Source organism: Photobacterium carnosum (assembly GCF_002849605.1).
Taxonomy (GTDB): domain Bacteria; phylum Pseudomonadota; class Gammaproteobacteria; order Enterobacterales; family Vibrionaceae; genus Photobacterium; species Photobacterium carnosum.
Genome location: NZ_NPIB01000022.1, coordinates 56,379 through 78,723 on the forward strand (window position 1 = coordinate 56,379; position 22,345 = coordinate 78,723).

Genomic DNA, 22,345 nt, shown 5'->3' on the forward strand with positions numbered 1-22,345 from the left:
AATAATCAGTACAGTAATGGCGATTAAAAAACTGTTAGTCGCATCGCTACTTTTAACAAGTAGCGTTGCGCATAGCGCGGAAAATAAATTTGTAGTTGATAACATTCGTTTTGAAGGTCTTCAGCGAGTCACTATGGGCGCAGCATTATTAAAAATGCCTGTTCGAGTTGGCGACACTGTTGATCCACAGGATATTTCAACGCTGATCAAATCTCTTTATTCTTCCGGCAATTTTGAAGATATTAAGGTATATCGAGACGGTAATACGTTACTGGTCGATGTAAAAGAACGTCCAACCATTGCTGACATTACTTTTGCTGGCAATAAAGCAATCAAAGATGAGCAGCTAAAAGAGAACCTTGAATCATCAGGCTTACGTGTTGGTGAAGCGCTAGATAGAACAACCTTATCTAAGATTGATAAAGGTCTAGAAGACTTCTATTACAGTGTGGGTAAATATAATGCCACTGTAGAAGCGGTTGTTACGCCTTTGCCTCGTAATCGTGTTGATATTAAATTTGTATTTACTGAGGGTGTATCCGCTAAAATTAAGCAGATTAATATCCTTGGTAATCATGTTTTTAGTGATGCTGATTTGGTCGGTAAGTTCAAACTTAAGGACAGTGTGCCTTGGTGGGACTTTATGGCCAATGAAAAGTATCAGAAACAAGTACTGCAAGGTGATTTAGAAACATTGCGTTCGCAGTATTTAAATAATGGTTATTTAAAGTACCGCTTAGAATCAACGCATGTTGCTATTTCTCCTGATAAAAAAGGCGTGTACATCACTTTAAAAATTCATGAAGGTGAGCAATACAAGGTTAAAAACGTTAAGTTCCAAGGTGACGTTGCTGGCCGTGTTGCTGAATTTGATAAGTTAGTAACCTTTAAATCTGGCAGTGTTTACAATGGTGCTGAAGTCACAGCATTAGAAGAAGCCGTTAAGCGTGAATTAGGTAAGGCAGGTTATGCTTATCCTAAAGTTACCATGATGCCTGAGTTTGATGATGCAGCACATCAAGTATCCTTGATCGTTAATGTTGAACAAGGGAAACGTGTGTATGTACGTAATATTGAATTTAGTGGTAATAACACCACTAAAGATGAAGTGTTACGTCGTGAAATGCGCCAAATGGAAGGTTCGTGGCTTAATGCTAAATCGATTGAAACAGGTAAGCAACGTCTAAACCGTACTGGTTTCTTTGAAAATGTTGATGTACAAACTGTCCGTGTGCCTGGTTCTGATGATCAGGTTGATGTGAAGTACAACGTTAAAGAAGCGAACTCTGGCAGTGTTAACTTCGGTGTCGGTTACGGTACTGAATCAGGTATTAGTTTCCAGGCGGGTTTAACCCAGAAAAACTTCTTGGGTACGGGTAATTTATTTGGCATTAATGCAATGACCAATGATTACTCTAAGAACATTAGCCTTGAATACAAAGATCCGTACTTCACGATTAACAACGTTAGTCTTGGTGGTAAGATTTACTACAACGAGTTTGAAGCATCAGATGCCAATATCTCGGATTATACCAACCAAAGTTATGGCGCAAGTTTAACGTGGGGCTTCCCATTCAATGAATTGAACTACTTTGATTTTAGCTTGGGTTATGATCATAATAAGATTTCTAATATTCAAGATTACTATCAGATCGAGCAGTTTAAAAAGATTCATGGCTTTGATGAAAATAATGATAATGCAATCGAACTTGATGACTTCAACTGGAGTATTTCATGGACGCGTAACCACTTAAACCGTGGTTACTTCCCGACGTCGGGTAATTATCAGAATGCATCATTTAAGATGACTATTCCTGGGTCGGATTCACAATACTTTAAGACTCAATATGATGTTCGTCAGTATATTCCATTAACTGAAAAACAAGACTACACCTTATTGCTACGTGGTAAATTAGGTTACGGTAACGGTTACGGTAAGACAGACAATGGCAGTGATCAATTAATGCCATTTTATGAAAACTACTATGCGGGTGGTTTTACAACTATTCGTGGTTTCCGTTCTAACACTGTTGGCCCTAAAGCAGTTTACGGTCAAGGCCAAGGTAATAACCAAAAAGGTGTGGTAAGTGATGAGTCTACGGGTGGTAATGCCATTGCTCTAGCGAGTATGGAATTAATTGTTCCAACCCCGTTTGCTTCTCAAGAAGTGAAAAATCAAGTACGTACCAGTTTCTTTGTTGATGCTGGTTCGGTATGGGATACTGAATTCCATCCTGATTATACCAACGCAAGTTCATTACCTGATTATTCTGACCCAGGTATGATTCGAGCGTCTTACGGTGCTGCATTACAGTGGATGTCCCCAATGGGTCCACTTGTATTCTCGGTTGCTAAACCAATTAAGAAATACGAAGGGGATGATGAAGAGTTCTTCACATTCACCATTGGTCAGTCATTCTAATTTTTAAGGAGAGTCTTTTGAAACAGTGGATTAAAGCAGCAAGTTTAGGTTTAGTAATTTTATCTTCATCTATGTATGCCAATGCAGCCGAAGCTGCACAAAAAATTGGTTATGTGTCTACTGGTCAGGCAATGTCTGAATTAGCGACACGTTACAAAGTGCAAGAAAAATTGCAAAAAGAGTTCAGTGGTCGCGTTGCAGCGTTACGTTCGATTGAGGGTAAAATGAAAACCAAAATCGAAAAAATGAAGCGTGATGGTGAGTTAATGACACCTCAACAACGTACTGATATTCAACGTCAACTTGCAGCACTTGATTCTGATTATAAGCTAAAAGCAAAAGCATTATCAGAAGATCAACGTCGTCGTGGCATGGAAGAAGAGCAGAAACTGGTTAAGAAAATCCGTACTGCTATCAATACTGTTGCGAAGAAAAATGGCTACAATGTTGTGCTAGATGCACAAGCAGTATTATTTGCAAATAAGAGTGATGACTTATCATCTAAAGTTATCGCTGCTGTAAAATAAAACAGTAACCCTGTGGTGAACGTTGTAGCTGACGAGTTCAGCTACAACTTTTGATCTAACAGCCACCTTATGTGGCTGTTGTTACAAGAGAGATAGAATAAAATGGCTGTAATTACTCTTGCTGAATTAGCTGATAAATTAGGTGCAGAGCTACATGGCGATGGCACAACTGAAATTCACTCAATTGCCGGGATGGGCAAGGCTGCTACAGGGCAAATAACGTTCCTTTCTGATAGCAAGTACCGTCAACAGCTTAGTGAGTGTCAAGCGGATGCAGTAATGCTACGAGAAGCGGATGTCGAGTTTTTTAATGGCAATATGTTAGTCGTAAAAGACCCTTACCTTAGCTATGCATTAGTGGCTCAACTTCTTGATACAACCCCTGTTGCTGCGACTGATATTGCAGCATCAGCGTATATTGATTCAACTGCAATTGTTGGTAGTAATGTTGCTATTGGTCATAATGCAGTGATTGAAGCTGGAGTACAATTGGGCGATAACGTTCAAATTGGTGCAGGCTGTTTTATTGGTAAAAACGCGATTATTGGTAATAGCACCAAATTGTGGGCGAATGTCACTATTTATCATAATGTCGTCATTGGCGCTCACTGTCTTGTACAATCAGGTACGGTTATTGGTGCCGATGGTTTTGGTTATGCTAATGATAAAGGTGAGTGGGTTAAGATCCCGCAACTGGGTTCTGTTCGCATTGGCAATCGCGTTGAAATTGGTGCTTGTACTACCATTGACCGTGGTGCATTAGACGATACCATTATTGATGATAATGTAATTATTGATAACCAGATGCAAATCGCTCATAACGTGCAAATCGGATATGGTACAGCGATGGCAGGAGCGACAGTCGTTGCTGGTAGTACTAAAATTGGTAAATATTGTATTATTGGTGGCGCTTCTGTACTTAATGGTCATATTAAGATTGCTGATGGCGTAACAATTACTGGCATGGGAATGGTGATGCGTAGTATTGAAGAGAAAGGTATGTACTCTTCAGGTATTCCGCTGCAACCTAACAAAGAGTGGCGTCGAACAGCTACCCGGGTTCATCGTATTGATGATATGAATAAACGTCTAAAAGCAGTTGAAAAACAACTTAAAGCTAAAGACGAATAATTTTTATTATCATTAATTGGCCTGCCTTTGTGTAGGCCATTTTGCATTTTCATAGCATATTTTTTACATGTTTTTATAACAGGAATTTAGTTTTGACGACCGAAAAAAAGACGTTAAACATCACCGAAATTCAGGCGCTTCTTCCTCATCGTTACCCGTTTCTTATGATTGATCGTGTTACCAATTATGATGAAGGAAAGACGTTAACAGCGATTAAGAATGTTTCTGTTAATGAGCCTCAGTTTACGGGTCATTTTCCCAATATGCCTGTATTTCCTGGCGTGTTGATTTTAGAAGCGATGGCACAAGCAACAGGTTTATTAGCCTTTAAAACCTTTGGTGCGCCAACAGAAAATGAACTGTATTATTTTGCGAGTATTGATAAAGCAAAGTTTCGTAAACCGGTAGTACCTGGCGATCAAATGATTCTAGAAGTTGAATTTATTAAAGAACGTCGTGGTATCGCGTTATTTAATGGCATCGCTAAAGTTGATGGCGAAACAGTGTGTTCAGCAGAGCTTAAATGTGCGAGACGAGTATTCTCATGATTCATGAAAGTGCGAAAATTCATCCATCAGCTGTGATTGAAGATGGGGTGATCATTGGCGCTAATGTTACTGTTGGCCCGTTTACCTATATTGCAACAGGGGTTGAAATTGGTGAAGGCACTGAGGTGATGTCTCATGTTGTCATCAAAGGTCCAACAGTTATCGGTAAAGATAATCGTATCTTCCCGTTTGCAATTATCGGTGAAGAGTGCCAAGACAAGAAATTTAGTGGTGAAGCAACACGCTTAGAAATTGGTGATCGTAATGTGATCCGTGAAAGTGTTCAAATTCATCGTGGTACTACACAAGATAAGGGCGTTACTGTTGTTGGTAACGATAATTTGTTATGTGTAAATGCCCATATTGCCCATGATGTGGTTGTTGGTAATCATACTCATATTGGTAATAACTCTATTTTAGGTGGTCATGTTACTGTTGGCGATTATGCTGGTGTAATGGCATTGTCTGCGGTTCATCCATTCTGTACTGTGGGTGCTTACAGTTATATTGGTGGTTGTTCAGCTGTCGTACAAGACGTACCACCGTATGTATTAGCTCAAGGTAACCACGCGAAACCCTTTGGTTTAAATATCGTTGGTTTACAGCGTAATGGGTTTGAAAAACCAGAACTACATGCCATTCGTCGAGCTTATAAAGAAATTTACCGTTCAGGAAAAACACTGGCAGAAGTAAAACCAGTTCTTGCTGAAATGGCGAAAGATTGGCCGTCAGTTGGACGTTTTTCTGAATTACTTGATAACTCAGAACGCGGTATTATTCGCTAATGACGAAGCCTCTTCGAATAGCGATTGTCGCCGGAGAAATTTCCGGTGATATTTTAGGTGCTGGTTTTATTCAAGCCGTAAAAGCGCAATATCCTGACGCTGAATTTGTGGGGGTTGCAGGGCCTCGAATGCAAGCTCAAGGCTGTGAAGCGCTGTTTGATATGGAAGAACTTGCGGTAATGGGGATTGTTGAAGTCCTTGGTCGATTACCACGATTATTCAAAGTAAAAGCCGAGCTTGTTAAGTACTTTAGCGATAATCCACCGGATGTGTTTGTTGGTATTGATGCGCCTGATTTTAATCTACGGCTTGAAAAAGATTTAAAAGATCGTGGTATTAAAACGGTGCACTATGTTAGTCCATCAGTATGGGCTTGGCGCCAAAAACGGATTTTTAAAATTGAAGCCGCCACTAATTTAGTATTGGCTTTTTTGCCATTTGAAAAAGCATTTTACGATAAGTTTAATGTGCCATGTCAGTTTGTTGGTCATACCATGGCCGATGCTATTCCATTACAAACTGATCAAATTGCTGCTCGTGAGTTACTTGGCTTAGATCCAACTAAACGCTGGTTAGCGGTGCTTCCTGGTAGTCGTGGCAGTGAAATGGCGATGCTCGCAGAGCCCTTTATTGAAACCTGTAAAAAACTTAAAGTAAAACATCCTGAGTTAGGCTTTGTGGTCGCATTGGTGAATGAAAAACGTCGTGCTCAATTTGAACAAGCATGGCAAGCGACTGCGCCTGAATTAGATTTTGAATTAGTGGATGATACTGCTCGAAATGTCATGATAGCGGCGGATGCGGTGCTACTCGCATCAGGGACCGTTGCATTAGAATGTATGCTGGTGAAACGTCCGATGGTGGTGGGCTATAAAGTGAAACCACTTACTGCGTGGATTGCCAAGCGGATGCTAAAAACGAAGTATGTTTCATTACCTAATATCATGGCCGATCGTGAATTAGTTACCGAACTACTTCAAGATGACTGTACGCCAGATAAGTTGTTCTATGAAGTTGATAAAATCCTTTATGGTGATACCACAGCATTAATGGCGCAGTTTGAACACATGCATAAAACCATTCGTTGTAATGCTGATCAACAAGCGGCACAAGCAGTGTTAGCATTAATCGATAAGGCATAGTAATTATGGCTGAAAAACAAGACTTTCCTCCTTTTGTATACCCACAAGCTAATTGTATTGCGGGTGTTGATGAAGTCGGCCGTGGCCCATTAGTGGGTGCAGTCGTTACGGCGGCAGTAATTTTAGATCCTAATAATCCGATTGTAGGATTAACCGATTCTAAAAAGCTCAGTGAGAAAAAACGCAATTTTCTATTTGGTGAAATCAAAGAAAAGGCACTTGCGTGGTCACTTGGTCGCTGTGAAGCAGATGAAATTGATCAATTAAATATTTTACAAGCGACCATGGTTGCTATGCAACGTGCTGTTGCTGGGCTTCATATTCAGCCTGATTTTGTATTGATCGATGGTAATAAAATTCCAGCACTACCGATGGCAGCATTAGCGGTGGTTAAAGGGGATTTGCGGGTTGACGAAATCAGTGCTGCGTCAATTATTGCCAAAGTTACTCGTGATCGTGAAATGGAAATCCTTGATGCGGAGTTTCCACAATATGGGTTTGCTAAGCATAAAGGCTATCCGACTAAAGCGCACTTTGCCGCTTTAGAGCAATACGGTGCGATTGAGCAACATCGAAAAACATTTAAACCTGTTAAGCGCGTATTGGGTCTTGATTAAGTCCTTGTGATTGCGTGATAAAAAGGCGAACCATTTGGTATCGCCTTTTTTTATACGACGAATGACTACCCGATCGGGTATAATTTTTGTTAATTAAGTAATGTAATGAATTAGGTTGTCATGGCAGAACCACGTTTTATCCACCTTCGAGTTCATAGTGATTATTCAATGATCGATGGCTTGGCGAAAGTGAAACCTATCGTTAAGCGCGCCGCTGAACTTGGCATGCCAGCATTGGCTTTAACTGATTTCACGAACCTGTGTGGTTTAGTGAAGTTTTATTTTGCTGCCCATGATGCGGGCTTGAAGCCGATTATTGGTGCCGATTTTAAAGTACAAAGCCAAGACATGGGCGATGAGCTATTTGAACTCACCATTTTAGCCGCTAATAATGAAGGCTATAAAAACCTAACGTTATTAATTTCAGAAGCATATCAACGTGGCCATGTTCAGCATCAACCCGTGATTGATAAAGAATGGCTTATTAAGTACCGTGAAGGGTTAATTATCTTATCGGGTGGTAGAACGGGCGATGTTGGGCGTGCATTACTCAAAGGTAATCAACAGCTAACTGATGCTTGTGTCGCTTTTTATCAAACCTATTTTCCGGACAGCTATTATTTAGAATTGGTTCGCACTGGACGTGTTGATGAAGATGCTTACCTTCATTTTGCGATTGAATTAGCGGAACAATATGATTTGCCAGTGGTAGCAACTAATGATGTGCGACTACTTAACGCTAATCAATTTGATGCCCATGAAATCCGTGTTGCTATCCATGATGGTTATACCATGGTCGATCCTAATCGACCTAAGCTTTACAGTGAACAGCAGTACTTGCGCAGTGAAGATGAAATGTGTGAGCTGTTTGCTGATATTCCTGAAGCATTACAGAACTCAGTAGAAATTGCTAAACGATGTAATGTGACTGTTCGCTTAGGGGAGTATTTTCTACCAAACTTCCCGACCGGTGATATGAGTATCGAAGACTTCTTGGTGACTAAATCTCAGCAAGGTCTTGAAGAGCGACTTGAATTTCTATTTCCTGATCCAGAGGTTCGCTCTCAACGTCGCCCTGAATATGATGAACGTTTAGAAATTGAATTGAAAGTTGTTAACCAAATGGGATTCCCGGGTTACTTTTTAATCGTAATGGAATTTATTCAGTGGTCAAAAGATAACGATGTGCCTGTAGGTCCTGGTCGAGGGTCTGGTGCAGGTTCATTAGTGGCATACGCGTTAAAAATCACTGATTTGGATCCGTTAGCATTTGACTTACTGTTTGAACGTTTCCTTAACCCTGAACGTGTATCCATGCCCGATTTCGATATCGACTTTTGTATGGATAAACGTGACTTAGTGATTGATCACGTTGCTGAAATGTATGGTCGTAATGCGGTATCGCAGATCATTACTTTTGGTACGATGGCCGCCAAAGCCGTTATTCGTGATGTTGGTCGTGTACTTGGGCATCCATATGGTTTTGTGGATCGTCTTTCTAAGTTGATTCCGGCAGAACCTGGAATGACGCTTGAAAAAGCGTTTGAGGTTGAACCTCAACTGGGTCAAGCTTATGAAGCTGATGAAGAAATTCGTGACCTCATTGATATGTGTCGCATTTTAGAAGGTGTGACACGTAATGCGGGTAAACATGCTGGTGGTGTGGTTATTTCACCGACAACCATCACTGATTTCTCACCATTATATTGTGATGCTGAAGGTAATAACCCAGTAACCCAGTTTGATAAAAATGATGTTGAAACTGCAGGTTTAGTGAAGTTTGACTTCTTAGGTCTGCGAACACTCACCATCATTGATTGGGCGTTAGGGATGATTAATCCTCGCCGAGTTGAACAAGGGTTAGAGCCCGTTAATATTGCAGCAATTCCAATGGCGGATAAAAAGTCATTTGATATGTTGCAACGCTCGGAATCAACCGCAGTATTCCAGTTGGAATCTCGTGGTATGAAAGATTTGATCAAACGTCTACGACCCGACTGCTTTGAAGATATGATCGCCTTGGTGGCATTGTTCCGCCCCGGTCCATTACAATCTGGCATGGTAGATAACTTTATTGACCGTAAGCATGGTCGAGAAGCGGTATCTTACCCAGACGAAAAATGGCAACATGAGTCGTTAAAAGAAATTCTTGATCCAACTTACGGTATTATTCTGTATCAAGAACAGGTAATGCAGATCGCACAGGTGCTGGCTGGCTATACGCTAGGTGGTGCAGATATGTTACGTCGTGCGATGGGTAAGAAAAAAGCCTCTGAAATGGCTAAGCAACGGGCAGTGTTTGAGAAAGGTGCTATCGACAACGGTGTTGATGGCGAATTGTCGATGAAAATCTTTGACTTGGTAGAGAAATTTGCCGGTTATGGTTTTAACAAATCGCACTCAGCCGCTTATGCGTTAGTGTCATATCAAACATTATGGCTGAAAGCCCATTATCCCGCTGAATTTATGGCGGCGGTAATGACTGCTGATATGGACAATACCGATAAGATCATTAGTTTGGTTGATGAATGTCACCGCATGAATCTTAAATTATTACCGCCAGATGTGAATAAAGGTCTGTACCGATTCAATGTTGATGATGAAGGCGCAGTCGTTTATGGTATTGGCGCGGTTAAAGGTGTTGGTGAAGGGCCGATTGAAAATATTATTAGTGCCCGTGAAAAAGACGGTCATTTTAAAGATTTATTTGATTTCTGTGCTCGTATTGACACTAAACGGGTTAATAAACGTGTTTTAGATAAGTTAATTAAATCGGGTGCATTAGATCGACTGGGACCTAACCGAGCGGCAATGTTAGCGACACTTGATGATGCAATTAAAGCGGCAAGTCAATATCATAAAGCACAAGCATCAGGTCAAGATGATTTGTTTGGTGTATTAACCGAAGCGCCTGAAGAAGTCGAGCATGCTTATGCTAATATTGAAGAAGCACCTGAAAGTGTTTGGCTTGAAGGTGAGCGGGAAACGTTAGGGTTATATTTGACGGGTCACCCTATTAATGCCTATATTTCAGAATTAAAACATTACACCACTTGGCGTTTAAAAGATGCACAGCAAACAGGACGTGATAAAGTAGCGTCTGTTGCAGGGCTAGTGATTGCCGCTCGAGTGATGACCACTAAGCGTGGTAGCCGTATAGGCTTAATGACATTAGATGATCGTTCAGGTCGCATGGAGGTGATGTTATTCACCGATGCTCTTGATCGTTACATGGATTTGCTCGAAAAAGACAAAATAGTGGTCGTATCTGGACAGGTCAGCTTTGATGATTTCAATGGTGGCCTTAGAATGTCAGCTCGTGAAGTACTCGATATTTCAGAAGCACGAGAAAAACATCTTCGTGGTGTCGCTATTTCGGTAACAGAAGAGCAAATCGACGAACAATTTTTTTCCCGTTTCAGCCAAGTGCTGGAACCGCATAGAGCAGGTACTGTACCTGTACATATGTATTATCAGCGCTCGAATGCTCGGGCCAAGTTTACCTTAGGAACAGAGTGGCGCGTAACGCCTGCCGATAAATTATTATCGGATTTAAAAATGCTCTTAGGTGATAAACAGGTCGAGCTTGAGTTTAATTAAGTTAGCTTGTTATTTGTGGTAGGGTATAACAAACCCTATCATTAAAATAAGCAAAAGGATTTTAAGTGGTATGAGCCTGAACTTCCTCGAGTTTGAACAACCGATTGCAGAATTAGAAGCAAAGATTGAAGCACTGCGTGATGTATCGCGTCGTGATGAATCTAACTCGGTTAATCTTGAAAAAGAAATTGAGCAACTAGAAAAGAAAAGCCTCGAATTAACTAAGAAAATCTTTGGTGATCTTGGTGCCTGGCAGGTTGCGCAACTCGCACGCCATCCTCAGCGCCCATATACTTTTGATTATGTCGAGCATATGTTCGAAGAGTTTGATGAATTAGCCGGTGATCGTGCTTTTGCTGATGATAAGGCGTTAGTGGGTGGTATTGCACGTATTGATGGCCGTCCAATTATGGTTATTGGTCATCAAAAAGGTCGCGGTACGACTGAAAAAGTTAAACGTAACTTTGGTATGCCAAAACCTGAAGGTTATCGTAAAGCGTTACGCCTAATGAAAATGGCTGAACGTTTTAGAATGCCTATCGTCACTTTCATCGATACTGCGGGTGCATACCCTGGTGTTGGTGCAGAGGAGCGTGGTCAATCAGAAGCGATTGCAATGAACCTAAAAGTTATGTCCGGTTTAACTGTACCTATTATTTGTAATGTAGTAGGTGAAGGCGGTTCTGGTGGTGCGTTAGCAATTGGTGTGGGTGATTGTGTCAACATGTTGCAATACTCAACCTATTCAGTTATTTCACCTGAAGGTTGCGCATCAATTTTATGGCGTGATGCTGATAAAGCCCCACAAGCTGCTGATGCGATGGGACTAACAGCCCCTCGATTGAAAGAACTTGAGTTAATCGATAATATTATCGAAGAGCCATTAGGTGGTGCGCATCGCAACATGCCATTAATGGCAAATAGCTTAAAAGCACAAATTAAAGCGACATTAGAAGAGTTAGAACAGCTTGATACTGAAGCACTACTTGAACGTCGTTACCAGCGTCTAATGAGTTACGGTTACTGTTAATCGTTATGATTTATTCGCATCAAGAAGGTCAGCATTAATGCTGACCTTTTTTTATATTTCATATTCGCCAATACAGTTTGTTGGTGTTGGTTAATTCATTGCTGGTATAAACTAGGTCGTCTATTTTTCGAAGATATAAGCCAATGTTGTATTCTCATTTTTGCCATCAAATATTTGCCTACCCACTAGGCACAAAACGGTTAGTGTTAGCACTAAGCGGTGGGTTAGATTCGCGAGTAATGCTAGATTTACTCGCTCGATTTATTAATGAACATCCTGACTATCATGCTGATGCTGTTTATGTTCATCATGGGCTGAGTACTAATGCCGATATTTGGGCGCAGCAATGTGTTGTTTGGGCTGAAAGTAGTGGTTTACGTTGTGATATTGAACGAGTGCATTGCGAATTAGGCGGTGGTGCAAGCGTTGAACAAGCTGCTCGTAATGCGCGTTATCAAGCATTATCAAACCATATTCAAGCTGGTGATACATTGCTGACAGCGCAGCATGCTGATGATCAAATTGAAACCGTATTGTTAGCTTTAAAACGAGGCAGTGGTCCTGCGGGGTTAGCGGCAATGCCTGTTTTAACGACGTTTGCTCTAGGGCAGCACTTACGCCCATTATTAGCTATCAGTCGTGCAGATATTGAATCTTATGGCATCCTGCATCAATTACAGTGGGTTGAAGATGAAAGTAATCAAGATCAACGTTACGATCGCAATTTTATTCGTCATCAAATAACACCTTTGTTAAATGATCGTTGGCCGGGCATACGCAAAGCTGTAAGTCGTAGTGCATATTTATGTGGTGAACAAGAAGGCTTATTAGAAGAGTTATTAAGCTATCAACTCCAACAAGCACTACAGGCTGATGGTAGTTTACGTATTACAGAAAATATCAGTACTCGTTTAGGGATGGCGCTTATTCGTCAATGGCTGAAACAGCAAGCGGTGATCATGCCGTCACTTGCACAGCTTGAACAAATTTGGTTTAACGTAGTGCAGGCCAAAGTCGATGCTAATCCACAAGTGTGCTGGCAACAGTATCAAGTACGTCGTTACCAACAGCAGTTATATCTCTTAGAACAATGGCCAGACATTAGTGATTGGCAGCATGAAGTGATCATTAACCAACCATGCCAATTACCACAAGCATTAGGGGCGGTGTGTTTGCAGCAACACGCCCAAGCAGGATTACGTTTACCTTATACTGATGAAGTGGTCTCGATCCGGTTTGATTATTTAGGCCCAGAGATAAAACCACAAGGCCGCAGTGGTAAGCGTAAGTTTAAAAAATTACTCCAAGAATATCAGGTGCCGAGTTGGTTACGTCGCCGTACACCGATGTTGTTTTATGGTGAGCAATTAGTCGCTATCGCTGATGTGTTTATTGTGGATGAGTTTATTGCTCCAGTAACAGCAACCACAACGGTGCAATTTATATGGCAACGTTCATAATTCCTTGATTGGCTCTTTTTATAATAAAACTACATATGTTAATTTATTTAACATATGCAGTTGTTAAATAAATATTTATTCAGATCGATATTCTTTTGTTGCTAAAATATTCGAGGCATATTATCGTACTAGTTCGCTGATACAAAATAGATGCTAATAAAGGATAGAACATGAGTAAACCATCGACACTTGGAGGTGCATGCATTATTGCTAGTGTGTGCGTAGGTGCAGGCATGCTTGGATTGCCAAGTGCAGGTGCTGGCGCATGGACATTATGGACTGTACTTGCGATCTCAGTAACGATGGTGATGATGACGTTATCAGGGTGGTTATTACTTGAAGCATTAAAACATTATGATTTTAAAGTTTCATTTAATACCATTACAAAAGATGTACTTAAAGGCAAAGTGAATGCGATCAATAACCTCTCGCTGTATTTTGTTGGTGGTATTTTACTTTATGCTTATATTTCTTCATCAGGCATGATTTTTGGCGGTGTATTTGATATTAATGCCAAACTAGCGTCAGTATTATTTGTGATCGCCTCGTCTGTTTTTGTACTTCATTCAACTCGCGCCGTTGATCGTATTTCAGTTTTATTAATTATTTTTATGGCGATCAGCTTTATTATTGGCATATCTGGCTTAGCGACTAATATTCAAGTGCCCACTTTACTTGATAGTCTTGATTCACAAACCAGCCTTTCTCCTTATGCTCTTGCTATTTTGCCAGTAGCATTAACCTCTTTTGGTTATCATCATTCGGTAAGCACCATGCGTGATTATTACCGTGATGAAAATCGTGCCAAAAACGCTATTTTAGGTGGCACCTTGATTGCATTAACGTTTTATGTGATTTGGGTGGTGTGTATTTTTGGTAATTTACCGCGTACACAATTTGGACCCATTGTCGCCGCTGGTGGTAATGTTGATGCGTTAATGACAGCATTGGGCGGGGTGGTGAACTCTAACAGTATCAAACAAGCTTTAAATATTTTCTCAATTGCAGCTGTGGTGTCATCATTTATTGGTGTTGGTTTAGGGGTTTTTGATTATCTGGCTGACTTTTTTGGTTTTGAAGATACTCAACAAGGCCGTTTTAAAACTTGGGCGGTGACTTTTATTCCACCATTAGTGTTTTCATTGTTTGCGCCGTTTGGATTTGTAGCGGCGATTGGATTAGCGGGTGCTGCTGCGACGATTTGGACCTGTATTATTCCAGCATTGTTAGCGAAAAAACTGCGTCAGCGTCAACCTGAACAACAAGGATTTGTTGTACCCGGTGGCAATATTACCATTTATGCGGTGATTATTTTTGGTGTGCTAACGGCTATTTTCCATATCTTAGCCATGGCGAATATTTTACCCGTATTCAACGGTTAATATTGAAAAATAAATAAAAAAAACGGCAGTTTGACTGCCGTTTTTTTGTTTTTAAATACAAGATGATACGTTAACGAAACTGTTGTACTTCAGGTAAAAAATCAAATCCACCCGTCGCTAATTTTGCAATTAATTGTTCACGATCGATATCAAAAAATTTCACTAAATCATCGAGGGTATTAAATTCATCACGGATCTTCATGTTGATGATACTCATCAGCATTATTGTGTCCATGGTTTCAAATTTTGATAGATCCATCGTTTAGTCCTCGTGATCACTGATAAGTAAATTCGCAGCAGCAAAAGCGGCATGTTCACGTACGTCTAATGGCAATTCAGTATTGGTGGCAATATCATTCAATGTTTTAATTGCACACTTAATTGCCGTGGGAATATAGCCTTGATCGCCACTGCCAATTTGAGAGTAAGTCATTCGAATTAGCTCACAGCATTGATAAACTTGCATGGTCTTTCCTTTGCCTAAAAATATTCACATAAGATCAGTGTAACGAATGTTATGTGGATATACTTAAGTGGCTATTGAATTGAATATTATCATAGCCGTGAAAGAGATAAAAAATGTTTATGATAATTTAGCTATAAAAAAAGCTGCCTAAATGGGCAGCTTTTTCAAATCAGATGGTTGTTAATTAAGCCATTTTCTGCCTAAGAAAGTCCATAACATCAGCAGCAACAACTGCTTCTTTAGTACCAGTACGACGGTTCTTATATTCCATCTCACCATTTTCAAGGCTACGATCGCCAATCACGATAGTGTGAGGAATACCGATTAATTCCATGTCAGAGAACATCACACCTGGACGTTCTTTACGATCATCAAATAATACTTCGATACCCATTGCAGTAAGATCTGCGTATAGCTTCTCTGCTGCTTCTTGAACGCGCTCTGATTTGTGCATGTTCATTGGTACGATAGCCACTTGGAAAGGCGCTAGAGCGTCTGGCCAGATGATGCCGTATTTATCATTGTTTTGCTCGATAGCTGATGCCACAACACGTGATACACCGATACCGTAACAACCCATTTCTAGAATTGAACTCTTACCGTTTGAATCAAGTACGCTACAATTCATCTTATCAGAGTAAGTGGTACCTAACTGGAAGATATGACCGACTTCGATACCACGTTTTAGCATCAACGTACCTTGACCACATGGGCTTGGATCGCCTTCAACTACGTTACGTAGATCATCAACACGACCAAGTTCAACGTCACGACCCCAGTTGATACCGATGTTGTGTTTACCATCGATGTTAGCACCAGCAGCAAAGTCACTCATTACTGCAACTGTGTGGTCAACGATAACAGGTAGTTTAAGGCCTACAGGACCTAGAGAACCCGCACCCGCGCCGATAAGCTCACGCATTTCTTCTTCGGTTGCCATCTCTAAAGGAGATGCAACTTCAGCAAGATTTTCTGCTTTGATTTCGTTAAGTTCGTGGTCACCACGGATGATCAATGCAACGATAGGTGCGTCGATTTCATCAGAAGCTTTAACGAATAACGTTTTCACTGTTTTTTCGATAGCAATGCCATGTTGTTCAACCAATTCTGCGATAGTTTTCGCATTTGGTGTATCAATCACGGTCATTGCTTGTGTTGGTTCTGCACGCTCAACAGCAGGTGCGATAGCTTCTGCTTTTTCGATGTTAGCAGCGTAATCAGATTCAGTAGAGAATGCGATTAAGTCTTCGCCACTTTCAGCTAGCACGTGGAACTCTTGAGAACCATTACCACCGATTGCGCCTGAGTCGGCTAATACTGGACGGTATTCAAGACCCATGCGATCGAAAGCTTTACAGTAAGCGGTATGCATAGTATCGAAAGATTTTTGTAGACCATCTTTATCGATATCAAAGCTGTAAGCATCCATCATGCAGAATTCACGTGCACGCATTACACCAAAACGAGGACGACGTTCATCACGGAATTTCGTCTGAATTTGGTATAGGTTTAGCGGCAGTTGCTTGTAAGAACTCACTTCATTACGCACAAGGCTAGTGATAACTTCTTCAGCGGTTGGGCTAAGTACAAACGGACGGAAATGACGGTCAGTAAAGCGAAGTAGTTCAGGACCCATTTTTTCAGAGCGGCCTGTCTCTTCCCATAGTTCAAACGGCTGAACAACGGGCATCAAGGTTTCGATTGCGCCTGCATTGTCGATTTCTTGGCGAACGATGTTTTCGACTTTACGCAGCACACGCAGACCTGTAGGTAGCCAAGTGTATAAACCTGAAGCTAACTTACGGATCATGCCTGCACGTAGCATTAGTTGATGACTAATGACTTCTGCGTCGTTTGGCGTCTCCTTCAGGGTAGAAAGAAGATATTTACTGGTACGCATTGATGGTATCCGTTATTGATGAAAGGAAAGAGAAGGAACTGATGTTCCACCCGTCAGTATCATGACGATAGCCCGTTATATTACCAGTCTCGACGCTATTCGCCAAAGATAACTACATAAGATCTATTATTGATTAATGGTATCGATACTAATTACGGTGATTACAGGTTCTGAAACCGTAAACTGAACATTAAAATCAAATAAGTTAACGGCATAAGTTTTATTATCAGATTTGCCTTTTTTGTACGCGGGGCGTGGATCTTGCGCTAAGACTTCGGTGATCACCGCGTGATGATAATCCGCTTGTTTACCTGATAACTGTTGCTGGGCGTTAAGGCTAAATTCTACGGTTAGGGTTGGTGGTTGCTCTGAAGCAAAGCCACCTAATGCATCAGGTAAACTGTCGGAGTAGGGAATATAAGGTTTAATATCAATGATTGGTGTGCCATCAACTAGATCTGCGCCACCAATCTCAATAATGACTTGACCATTATGATGACGTACCCCTTTTAATTTAACGGCAGACATACCGATACCGTTGGGTCGAAACGTCGCACGGCTAGCAAAGACTCCGATGCGCTCATTACCGCCAAGACGAGGTGGACGAACTGTTGGACGCCAACCAGCTTCTAAATTTTGATCAAATAAAAATAATAACCAAACATGGCTAAATTGCTCAATGCTTCGTACTGCTTCTAATGAATTAGCAAGACCTTGTAATACAATTTCACAATTGGCACTTGGCACTAATCCGGGTTGGCGAGGGACTGCGAATTTTTCTTTATAAGGGGAGTGGATGATACCGATAGGTTCAATACTATAAGCCATTAAATTAGCCAATTATACGCTGAAAGTAATCTTATAATATAACATAAAAAAAGCAGGCACTCAGGCCTGCTCTTGATGTGAAAAGGTTAAGTAAGGCGATTACCAGCCTTTCACTGCTCCACCATTAAAAATGGTTTGCGCTGAGTTATAAACCTCATCAGATTGATAAGCTTGAATGAATTTTTGAACATTTTCTGCTTTGACGTTGTCTTCACGGGCGACAATGATATTGACGTAAGGTGATTGTTTGTCCTCAACGAACACGCCATCTTTTTCTGGGGTTAGGTTTAAACTACTCGCATAAGTGGTATTGATAATAGCCAGTGCAACATCATCTAATGAGCGTGGCAATTGTGCCGCTTCAAGTTCAACGATTTTTAGATTTTTAGGATTACCAATAATGTCTAATACGGTGGCTGATAAACCAGCATCGGGTTTGAGTGTGATCAAACCTTGCTGTTGTAGCAATAATAATGAACGGCCAAGGTTGGTTGGATCGTTGGGAACTGAAATTTGATCGCCATCTTTTAATTCATCAACCGATTTAATTTTAGTGGAGTAACCCGCAATAGGGTAAACGAATGTGTTGCCCGCAATCGCAAATTTATAACCACGATCCTTGATCTGTTGTTCAAGATAAGGTTTGTGCTGGAAGGCGTTGGCATCAATAGAACCTTCTGCTAATGCAGCATTAGGTGACACGTAATCTGTGAAAGTGACTAACTCTACATCAAGCCCATATTTATCTTTGGCTTGTTTCGCTGCAACTTCGGCTACTTGCTCTTCAGCTCCCGCCATGACACCAATTTTTACTTTAGTATTATCAACGGGGGTTTCTTGTTCGCTACAACCTGTTAATGCGATAGCTGCGGCAACACCTGCAATGGCAAAAAGATGTTTAAGATTGAACGCCATAGTATTTCTCCTTAAATGGGCTTTCCCTGATGGTGTAACTATAAAGAATAAGTTCGAATTTTTAACGATGATCAACGCGTTTGACTAAGTGATCACCAATAGATTGAATAAGCTGTACTAAAATAATGAGCATAATGACGGTGATTGCCATGACGGTGCCATCAAAACGCTGATAACCATAACGAATACCCACATCACCTAAACCACCACCGCCTACTGTGCCCGCCATTGCGGAATAACTGATTAAGGTCACTAAAGTAATGGTGATCGCATTAATAATGCCGGGTAAAGCTTCAGGTAATAATACTTTGGCAATGATCTGCATCGGTGTTGCACCCATTGCTTGTGCCGCTTCAATTAATCCTGTTGGAATTTCTAATAATGCCCCTTCTACTAAACGAGCAATAAAAGGAATTGCTCCAACAGTCAGTGGCACAATGGCGGCGGCGGTACCAATGGAACTGCCAACCACAAATCGAGTAAAAGGGATAATGGCAACCAATAAGATAATAAAAGGAATTGAACGGCCGATATTGACCACAATACCCAGTATTTTATTTAAAACAGGGTTTTGCCATAAACCATTTTTTTTGGTGAGGTGTAATGCGACACCAAGAGGAATACCAATAACAAAGCCAATTAAACCGGACACCAACACCATGGTTAAGGTTTGTCCCAATGCTTCGATAAGTAATTCAGTTAGGCGTTGATTGCTCTGCCACCATGTTGTTATTGCATCAAGCGACATATCCTAGTACCTCAACATTTAATTTGTGATCACGTAAAAACCTAATAGCGTTATCAATGGCGGTTTGAGTACCAAAGAACTCAGCGAGCATTAATCCAAATTTAACCCCGCCGGCATAATCCATATTTGAACTGAGAATACTGATATCAAGATTAAATTCCCGTGCGACTTGGCTAATTAACGGCGCATCAACAGAGTCTCCAGTAAATTCAAGCCGAATAAGGGGATAACTTCCTTTGACCGAGGTCGGTGTCATTCTTAATTGATAATCTTCCGGAATCGATAAATCTAACGTTGAGCGAATAAAAGCTTTTGCTAAGTCGGTTTTAGGGTGCGCAAAAATGTCACCTACAAGACCTTGTTCTACTAATTCTCCATCACCAATGATTGCGACTTGATGACAAATACGTTTAACGACATCCATTTCATGGGTGATTAATAAAATAGTTAAGTTTAGTTGTTGATTAATTTTACGTAATAACGACAGTATTGATTGGGTTGTTGCTGGATCAAGTGCGCTGGTGGCTTCATCACACAATAAAACTTTGGGATCAGAGGCTAAAGCTCGTGCGATAGCAACTCGTTGTTTTTGACCACCGCTTAAATTTGACGGGTAAGTATTACGTTTATCTTCTAAACCAACGAGTGATAATAATTGCGTCACTTTGGTATTTATTTCGAGTGTTGAAAGACCAGCGAGTTCTAGTGGTAATGCAATATTGGCAAAAACAGTGCGAGATGATAGTAAATTAAAATGTTGGAAAATCATGCCAATTTTACGACGAGCTAATGTTAATTCGTTAGATGAAAGGGCGGTTAAATCAATACCATCAACAATGATATTACCCGTAGTTGGTTTTTCTAATAGATTCACACAGCGGATCAGGGTGCTTTTTCCTGCTCCTGATGAACCAATGACCCCGAAAATTGTTCCCTGTTCTATGGTGAAATTAATGTCTTTTAGGGCATTTATTGCGTTCTCACCTTGATAGAACACTTTATTGACTTGTTTTATTTCTATCATTGAACGTCCTGATTGATTAGATGCCACCTATTATAGACAAGTCATGTTATACAATGATTATTGTTAATAATTGGTTGTATTAGTTAAAATGTATCAACTTCTGTTAACCTGATGCTATTTCGAATCGGTTTTTAAGTCAATAGCTATTTTTACGGCTAGACGTCTAAACGGATTTGATATTTATAACAACGTTAACTTCAATGATAATCAGCCTTGTCGGGGTGAGAACTAATACTTTTCGATGCCAACTCGTGCCATAATCGTCATAATATTTAATTAATATCTAATTTATTGAGGGCTTTCTTGTGGCCAAACCTGCTGTCTTTATTGATCGCGATGGCGTAATAAACGTTGATCGTGGCTATGTACATACTGTTGATGATTTTGAATATATTGATGGTGTTTTTGGTGCATGTAAAAAATTCAAAGAAATGGGTTATTTACTTGTTTTAGTCACCAATCAATCAGGTATTGCTCGCGGTATCTTCAGTGAGGATGATTTCATCTCTTTGACTGAATGGATGGATTGGAATTTCGAAGATCAAGGTATTGAACTTGATGGTGTTTACTATTGCCCACACCATGCAACTGAGGGTAAAGGTGAATATTTACAAGATTGTGATTGCCGTAAGCCAAACCCAGGCATGTTGATATCAGCACAAAGTGACTTGAATATTGATATGTCAAAATCACTGATGATTGGTGATAAAGCGGATGACATGAAAGCGGCAATAGCTGCCGATGTTGCTTTTAAAGTGCTAGTTCGAACAGGTAAAGCGATCACTGAAGAAGGTGAAGCTTTAGCTGATGCTGTTTTTGACGGCATCAAAAATGTTCCGATTTGGTTATCACAAAAAGCATAATTGTTGTGAGATAAAGCAGTAGTTAAGCTACTGCTTTTATTTTATGGTTATCAATAAAGCCTTGCAGCACACCCTTCCATAATTATTCCTGCTATTGTGAATCATAACGTTTATATTTCTTCTTCCTCTTTGCTTCCTTGTCGTTTTTAATTTTTATTTCAATCATTTTTAATCGCTAATAATATTCAATTTAGATGCGGGATTAAATGAAGCAATCATCATTTGTTGATTAAAAAACGGATGAAACATAATATTTCGAACAAAAAAAAAGCGATTGATTATTTTAGAGTAAAAAAACTATTGTCAGTTTCAAAAATCCACCTATAATGCGACCTCACTGACACGGACAACGGCGCAAGCGGTTACCGAAAGTCAGTATTGTTCTTTAACAATTTGACCATGCAATCTGTGTGGGCACTCACTGAATAGTTAAGTCGAAAGATTTATCAATAAACTGAGTGACCAATACAAAATGACCCAATCTATTTATAGAAAAGATTATTTTGGCACAGTTATTTAATTATCATTTTTTAAATGATAAAAAGCTTTAAAATTACACTCTTTATTTATAAAGAGTTGGTATTGAAGTCAGTATTTATTGAGCCGGTCGCCTTTTTATAAGAGCGGCCAACAAAACTTTAATTGAAGAGTTTGATCATGGCTCAGATTGAACGCTGGCGGCAGGCCTAACACATGCAAGTCGAGCGGTAACAGATTGATAGCTTGCTATCAATGCTGACGAGCGGCGGACGGGTGAGTAATGCCTGGGAATATACCCTGATGTGGGGGATAACTATTGGAAACGATAGCTAATACCGCATAATCTCTTGGGAGCAAAGAGGGGGACCTTCGGGCCTCTCGCGTCAGGATTAGCCCAGGTGGGATTAGCTAGTTGGTGGGGTAATGGCTCACCAAGGCGACGATCCCTAGCTGGTCTGAGAGGATGATCAGCCACAC

General features: G+C 40.5%; 19 protein-coding genes and 1 rRNA gene. 13 read left to right on the forward strand and 7 right to left on the reverse strand.

The features are described from left to right. Nucleotides 1–16 precede the first annotated feature (16 nt). The 11 genes from bamA (at nt 17) to CIK00_RS15915 (ending at nt 14,644) form a co-directional block, all read left to right on the forward strand. Entirely contained in the window at nt 17–2,422 is a 2,406-nt protein-coding gene (bamA, locus tag CIK00_RS15865; protein ID WP_101769638.1) for an outer membrane protein assembly factor BamA, read from the forward strand. Between the two features lie 17 nt (nt 2,423–2,439). Beyond that, nucleotides 2,440–2,949 (forward strand): OmpH/Skp family outer membrane protein, encoded by a 510-nt coding sequence (locus CIK00_RS15870; RefSeq protein WP_101769639.1) that lies wholly within the window; start codon nt 2,440–2,442, stop codon nt 2,947–2,949. A 102-nt stretch (nt 2,950–3,051) separates the two neighbouring features. Further along, nucleotides 3,052–4,080 (forward strand): UDP-3-O-(3-hydroxymyristoyl)glucosamine N-acyltransferase, encoded by a 1,029-nt coding sequence (gene lpxD, locus CIK00_RS15875; protein WP_101769640.1) that lies wholly within the window; start codon nt 3,052–3,054, stop codon nt 4,078–4,080. 92 nt (nt 4,081–4,172) lie between these two features. Beyond that, nucleotides 4,173–4,628, forward strand: coding sequence for a 3-hydroxyacyl-ACP dehydratase FabZ (fabZ, locus tag CIK00_RS15880; RefSeq protein WP_101769641.1), 456 nt, complete (start codon nt 4,173–4,175; stop codon nt 4,626–4,628). Then, entirely contained in the window at nt 4,625–5,413 is a 789-nt protein-coding gene (gene lpxA / locus CIK00_RS15885) for an acyl-ACP--UDP-N-acetylglucosamine O-acyltransferase (RefSeq protein ID WP_101769642.1), read from the forward strand. The genes fabZ and lpxA overlap by 4 nt, the downstream gene beginning before the upstream one ends. Beyond that, nucleotides 5,413–6,555, forward strand: a complete 1,143-nt coding sequence (lpxB, locus tag CIK00_RS15890; RefSeq protein WP_101769643.1) for a lipid-A-disaccharide synthase — start codon at nt 5,413–5,415, stop codon at nt 6,553–6,555. Before lpxA ends, lpxB begins: the two co-directional genes overlap by 1 nt. A gap of 5 nt (nt 6,556–6,560) precedes the next feature. Continuing rightward, entirely contained in the window at nt 6,561–7,172 is a 612-nt protein-coding gene (rnhB, locus tag CIK00_RS15895; protein WP_101769644.1) for a ribonuclease HII, read from the forward strand. Nucleotides 7,173–7,292: 120 nt separating this feature from the next. Beyond that, on the forward strand, nt 7,293–10,772 hold the full coding sequence (dnaE, locus tag CIK00_RS15900; RefSeq protein WP_101769645.1) for a DNA polymerase III subunit alpha: 3,480 nt from the start codon (nt 7,293–7,295) through the stop codon (nt 10,770–10,772). A 70-nt stretch (nt 10,773–10,842) separates the two neighbouring features. Beyond that, a complete protein-coding gene (gene accA, locus CIK00_RS15905) occupies nt 10,843–11,802 on the forward strand; it encodes an acetyl-CoA carboxylase carboxyl transferase subunit alpha (RefSeq protein ID WP_101769646.1) in 960 nt (319 codons plus the stop codon). 143 nt (nt 11,803–11,945) lie between these two features. Continuing rightward, complete coding sequence (gene tilS / locus CIK00_RS15910) at nt 11,946–13,262, forward strand: tRNA lysidine(34) synthetase TilS (protein ID WP_101769647.1); 1,317 nt, start codon at nt 11,946–11,948, stop codon at nt 13,260–13,262. A 170-nt stretch (nt 13,263–13,432) separates the two neighbouring features. Then, nucleotides 13,433–14,644 carry an aromatic amino acid transport family protein gene (locus CIK00_RS15915; RefSeq protein ID WP_101769648.1) on the forward strand — a complete coding sequence of 404 codons (1,212 nt, stop codon included), beginning with the start codon at nt 13,433–13,435 and terminating at the stop codon, nt 14,642–14,644. A gap of 70 nt (nt 14,645–14,714) precedes the next feature. Here CIK00_RS15915 and CIK00_RS15920 read toward each other — a convergent pair whose 3' ends face one another. The 7 genes from CIK00_RS15920 to metN all read right to left on the reverse strand — a co-directional run bounded on the left by CIK00_RS15920 (nt 14,715) and on the right by metN (nt 20,525). Next, a complete protein-coding gene (locus CIK00_RS15920) occupies nt 14,715–14,903 on the reverse strand; it encodes a DUF4250 domain-containing protein (RefSeq protein ID WP_101769649.1) in 189 nt (62 codons plus the stop codon). A 3-nt stretch (nt 14,904–14,906) separates the two neighbouring features. Then, on the reverse strand, nt 14,907–15,110 hold the full coding sequence (locus CIK00_RS15925; RefSeq protein ID WP_101769650.1) for a YaeP family protein: 204 nt from the start codon (nt 15,108–15,110) through the stop codon (nt 14,907–14,909). A 184-nt stretch (nt 15,111–15,294) separates the two neighbouring features. After that, entirely contained in the window at nt 15,295–17,010 is a 1,716-nt protein-coding gene (locus CIK00_RS15930; protein WP_101769651.1) for a proline--tRNA ligase, read from the reverse strand. Nucleotides 17,011–17,136: 126 nt separating this feature from the next. Then, entirely contained in the window at nt 17,137–17,838 is a 702-nt protein-coding gene (tsaA, locus tag CIK00_RS15935) for a tRNA (N6-threonylcarbamoyladenosine(37)-N6)-methyltransferase TrmO (RefSeq protein WP_101769652.1), read from the reverse strand. Between the two features lie 99 nt (nt 17,839–17,937). Then, a complete protein-coding gene (locus CIK00_RS15940) occupies nt 17,938–18,753 on the reverse strand; it encodes a MetQ/NlpA family lipoprotein (protein ID WP_045040353.1) in 816 nt (271 codons plus the stop codon). A 61-nt stretch (nt 18,754–18,814) separates the two neighbouring features. Further along, nucleotides 18,815–19,501 carry a methionine ABC transporter permease gene (locus tag CIK00_RS15945; protein WP_101769653.1) on the reverse strand — a complete coding sequence of 229 codons (687 nt, stop codon included), beginning with the start codon at nt 19,499–19,501 and terminating at the stop codon, nt 18,815–18,817. Further along, a complete protein-coding gene (gene metN, locus CIK00_RS15950) occupies nt 19,491–20,525 on the reverse strand; it encodes a methionine ABC transporter ATP-binding protein MetN (protein WP_101769654.1) in 1,035 nt (344 codons plus the stop codon). Before metN ends, CIK00_RS15945 begins: the two co-directional genes overlap by 11 nt. A 305-nt stretch (nt 20,526–20,830) precedes the next feature. On the opposite strand from metN, the gene gmhB reads away from it, so the two are divergent. Then, complete coding sequence (gene gmhB, locus CIK00_RS15955) at nt 20,831–21,388, forward strand: D-glycero-beta-D-manno-heptose 1,7-bisphosphate 7-phosphatase (RefSeq protein ID WP_101769655.1); 558 nt, start codon at nt 20,831–20,833, stop codon at nt 21,386–21,388. A 639-nt stretch (nt 21,389–22,027) separates the two neighbouring features. Next, a 16S ribosomal RNA gene (locus CIK00_RS15960) occupies nt 22,028–22,345 on the forward strand; the annotation flags it as partial.